General features: G+C 66.2%; 5 protein-coding genes and 1 pseudogene. 3 read left to right on the top strand and 3 right to left on the bottom strand.

Features of this window, described 5'->3' with window-relative positions:
* The coding region (locus ACWFQ8_RS33360) for a tyrosine-type recombinase/integrase (RefSeq protein WP_453790017.1) at positions 1-1,262 on the bottom strand (1,262 nt) is incomplete at its 3' end.
* Between the two features lie 56 nt (positions 1,263-1,318).
* Between ACWFQ8_RS33360 and ACWFQ8_RS33355 the strand changes: the two genes are divergently transcribed.
* Positions 1,319-1,507, top strand: coding sequence for a hypothetical protein (locus ACWFQ8_RS33355; protein WP_453790016.1), 189 nt, complete (start codon positions 1,319-1,321; stop codon positions 1,505-1,507).
* A gap of 47 nt (positions 1,508-1,554) precedes the next feature.
* Here the strand turns inward: ACWFQ8_RS33355 and ACWFQ8_RS33350 are convergent, their stop codons facing one another.
* The gene (locus ACWFQ8_RS33350; protein ID WP_453790015.1) at positions 1,555-2,223 is read right to left on the bottom strand and encodes a GntR family transcriptional regulator; all 669 of its coding nucleotides are present in this window, start codon (positions 2,221-2,223) and stop codon (positions 1,555-1,557) included.
* Positions 2,224-2,313: 90 nt separating this feature from the next.
* On the opposite strand from ACWFQ8_RS33350, the gene ACWFQ8_RS33345 reads away from it, so the two are divergent.
* Together ACWFQ8_RS33345 and ACWFQ8_RS33340 are read left to right on the top strand one after the other, a co-directional pair.
* Positions 2,314-2,742, top strand: coding sequence for a VOC family protein (locus tag ACWFQ8_RS33345; protein WP_453790014.1), 429 nt, complete (start codon positions 2,314-2,316; stop codon positions 2,740-2,742).
* Positions 2,743-2,849: 107 nt separating this feature from the next.
* Positions 2,850-3,791 (top strand): carbon-nitrogen hydrolase family protein, encoded by a 942-nt coding sequence (locus ACWFQ8_RS33340; protein ID WP_453790013.1) that lies wholly within the window; start codon positions 2,850-2,852, stop codon positions 3,789-3,791.
* 75 nt (positions 3,792-3,866) lie between these two features.
* Here the strand turns inward: ACWFQ8_RS33340 and ACWFQ8_RS33335 are convergent.
* Positions 3,867-3,974 (bottom strand): annotated as a pseudogene (locus tag ACWFQ8_RS33335) (IS5/IS1182 family transposase); the annotation flags it as partial.

Raw genomic sequence — 3,974 nt, 5'->3', positions numbered from 1 at the left:
CTATCTCCCACAACCCGTCCGGAACGATCCATCCCCACCGTCCACTCCCCATGACCCGTACAACTGCCAACTGACCATGTAGGACACGGTCTAAGGACGTGGGGTGTGGCGTCGACGTCGATCCCGCGCGTACGGCATCTCTCCGAGGCCCGCACGAAGACCGACTCCCAGGCCGACAGAGACACGGGTCGCCCTTCCTGGCCGAGCCAGACGCACGCCGGGCCGAGGGAACGGCCCTGATCGTCAACGAGGTACAGGCGGGATCGGAGTGCCGGTGGCAGACGTGACCAGGGGACCTTTCGGAGCCTGCCGTCTTTCACGGGTACCCGCACACCTCGCCGGTCGGCTTGACTCCCCAGCACCGCGCCGGCAGGCAGCGGACAGCCACGGGCATGCCAGCGGTCCAGCATCAGGGAGCGCTCGATCTCGACGTAGTCGGCCACGGCGCGCAGGACTCGATGGGACAAGAGAATCTTGCGTCCCTTGTCCCGCTTGGCAGTCGGCGGCGCTAGGTCGAAGGGCAGGCTCTTCGTGTCCCTCTGGCTGTCCAGGGACGGGAGTTCCGGCCAGCAGAGCGAAGCAGCCTCCTCGATGCGCAAGCCAGTGGTGACCAGCAGCTCGGCCATGACGACGTTTCGCTCCGCATTACGGCCTCGGAAGCTCGAATCAGCGGTGCCCGTCCGCAGCTGACCCCGTAGGCCGATGTCGCGAAAGGCCGCGTAGTGGGGAACGGAAAGGAACTTCACGTTTCCGCGTTTGGCGGCTTTCTCTACTGCACGGTTGTTGCGGACGCGTACATGCTGCCCGGAGCCAGTGCGCCGCGAGCTCTCGTAGTACTTGAACGGCGTCCGCTCGATCAGAGCCTCGTCCACCGCCCATGTGTAGAACTTGTCCACGGCAGCGACGCCCCGGTTCCAGGTCGAGGCCGAGACAACCTGTGTCGGGTCGGGAGCGACCCGCCGGGCTCGATGGAAGGCGGTGACGTCGTCACGGTCGGCGTGCCACAGGGTCTTGCCGCGATGTTCCTGGAGGAACCGTCCCCAGGTCAGCAGGTCCAGAGCGTAGGCACGCCAGGAATGTGCCGACCTCACCCCGAGAGTCGGCAAGGACCACAGGAATCGGTTGAGTTGGACGTCGTAGCTGCCGTCATCGCTGAGGATGAACGGTGCACCGGCATGTAGTCCGTGCCGTGCGAGCGCCTTCGTCGCGTCGCTTACCCCGGCTGCCTCCAGCGCATCCGGGTCGGTGAAGAAGGTCTCCATCTGATCGCACCCCCTGGCCCATCAACGACATGGGGGATCGTGAGACACGGTCGTGCGTGGATAACGATTTCGACCGCGGCGTGTTCGAGCGCGAACTCGTCCGTCACCACGGCGACACTGCGGCGGCCGGGCAGTGGCTGGGCAGGGTCCGGTGGGAGGACGCGATGGTGCCGTACGCGCCTCAGCCAGACCCGCGCCCCCGCGACAGCCACTACGAACGCCGCGGAGACACCCCCGAACTGTGATTGCAGTAGGGGCCTGTTGGGCGTTGCTGATCGCTGGGCGACCAGGTCTACCCCGTCGCGTCCGCCGCCTTGAGGAGGGCGAAAGCATGGCTCCGGTGCTCCGCGAAGAGCCGGAGAGCGTGTTCGGTGTCGCGTGCTTCCAGGACGTCGGCCAGTTCCCGGTGTTCTGTCTCGATGTGCTGGGCGTAGTCGTTGCTGCCGAGGCCTATGCGCATCAGAAGGAAAAGGTGCACCTGGGAGCGGATCGCCTGCCATGCCCTCTCCAGGCGGCCGTGGTGTGCGGCGGCGTAGACGGCGTCGTGGAACTCCAGATCGAGGCGCACGATTGCATGCGCGTCCTCGGCACGGCCCATCCGGTTCACGGCTCTCCGGACTGCGGCCAGATCCTCCGCCGTGGCGTGCTTCACGAGGCGCTCGACGGCTAGCTGCTCGAGGGCGCCGCGGAGGCTGTACAGCTCCTCGGCATCCTGGGCCGACAGGGTGGTCACGGTGGTCCCACGGTGCCATTCGCTCTGAACGAGGCCTTCGCGTTCCAACCTCAGCAGTGCCTCGCGCACCGGACCCCGGCTGACCTGGAGAGCAGTGGCCAGCTCAACCTCGCGGAGCTGAGCTCCAGGCGTGTAAACACCGGAGAAGATCGCGTCCCGGATTCGGTCAGCCACCTCGTTCGCCATGCCGCGTCGGCGGGCCGGCGCGACGCCACTTTCGTTGCTCACTTCACTCCCCTTGTTTCTTAATGTAGTGATGTTAACATTCAGACATGCCGTCGGCGCTACTCCTACTCTCCCGAAGGAGAGGCTGCAAAGATGCCCCTGTACGAAATAGCTACCCCGCCGTTCCACCTGGCCGTGCCCGTCGACGACCTGGCGGCAGCTCGCCGCTTCTACGGCGAGACTTTGGATTGCCGCCAGGGCCGCAGTTCCGACAAGTGGATCGACTGGAATTTTCGAGGCCATCAGCTCGTGACGCACCTGGCGCCACGCCATGATCCGATCCACAATCCGGTCGACGGGCACGACGTACCCGTCCCGCACTTCGGCCTCGTCCTGTCCATCCCCGACTTCCACACACTCGCCGAACGCCTCCGCGCGGCGGACACCACGTTTGTCATCGAGCCCTATCTCCGCTTCGAGGGACAGCCTGGCGAGCAGTGGACCATGTTCCTCAAGGACCCTTCGGATAATGCGCTGGAGTTCAAGGCGTTCGCCGACAGCTCGCAGATCTTCGCAGTGTAGCCAGCGGCGCTGTGGGGCCCGCCCGGGCATGCAGTTCGCCTGGCCCCCATCGGCCAGCCCCTCCGGCGGCTCATCTCACCACCCGAGAACGATACGGAGACAACGACATGCGTATTGCTGCCGCACAGGCCCGGCCGCACTGGCTCGATCCGACGGCGACGACCAAGAAGGTCCTCGCGTGGCTGGAGAACGCGGCCGCAGAGGGCGTCCAGCTGATCGCCTTCCCCGAGACTTTCCTGTCCGGCTACCCGTCCTGGCTGGAGCACACAGGCGGCGCCCGTTTCAACGACACCGGACAAAAGCGAGCCTATGCGGCATACCTGCAGGCCGCGGTCGAGCTGGACGGCCCGGAACTTGCCCAGATCGCCGAAGCCGCCCGGGACCTGGGCATCTTCGTGTACCTCGGCACTACGGAACGAGGAGTGGGTACCGCCCGCGGGACCGTGTTTTGCACACTGGTCGCCATCGCCCCCGGCGCAGGCATTGTCAGCGCCCACCGCAAACTCATGCCAACTCACGAAGAACGGCTGGTCTGGGGCATCGGGGACGGCAACGGACTGCGCGTGCACCAAGTGGGCCCTGCCCGGGTAGGAGGCCTGAACTGCTGGGAGAACTGGATGCCCCAGGCCCGCCACGCCCTATACGCACAGGGCGAGGAACTGCACATCAGTGTCTGGCCCGGCAACCCCCACAACACCGCCGACAACAGCACATGCTTCATCGCCCGTGAGGGAAGGATGTTCCACCTCGCGGCCAACGGGTTGCTCTCCCTGGCCGACGTCCCCGCCGACTTCCCGCTGCGCGCCGAACTGGAGCAGGCCGGTGTGACCGACTACTGCCGTGGCGGTTCCGCCGTGGCGGCGCCGGACGGCACCTGGATCGTGGAGCCGGTCGTGGACGAGGAGCGTCTGGTAATCGCCGATCTGGACTTTGCCCGAATCCGGGAAGAGCGTCAGAACTTCGACCCGACCGGCCACTACAGCCGCCCGGACGTCTTCGCCGTCGAGGTGGACCGTCGGCGCAGGGACGCTTCGCACTTCCGCGACTGACCCGCTCGCGGCACCGGGCATGCGCGTTTCGCACGGCTCGCGGCTGGTTGATCACCCGGGCATTTAGACGTCATCTCATTTGGCCAGCCTGCGGTAGCAGATGAGGGTGCAGGCGATGCTGGTGAAGGCGAGGAAGTGCTCGGCTTTGCGTTCGTAGCGGCGGTGGAGACGGCGGCAGCCGGC

The organism is Streptomyces sp. NPDC055254 (assembly GCF_053606025.1).
This window is presented reverse-complemented; position numbering and strand designations above follow the sequence as displayed.

Bases quoted from the DNA above. Each gene is read 5' to 3' on its own strand.
- ACWFQ8_RS33345 (WP_453790014.1), top strand. From the start codon at position 2,314: ATGCCCCTGTACGAAATAGCTACCCCGCCGTTCCACCTGGCCGTGCCC.
- ACWFQ8_RS33340 (WP_453790013.1), top strand. From the start codon at position 2,850: ATGCGTATTGCTGCCGCACAGGCCCGGCCGCACTGGCTCGATCCGACG.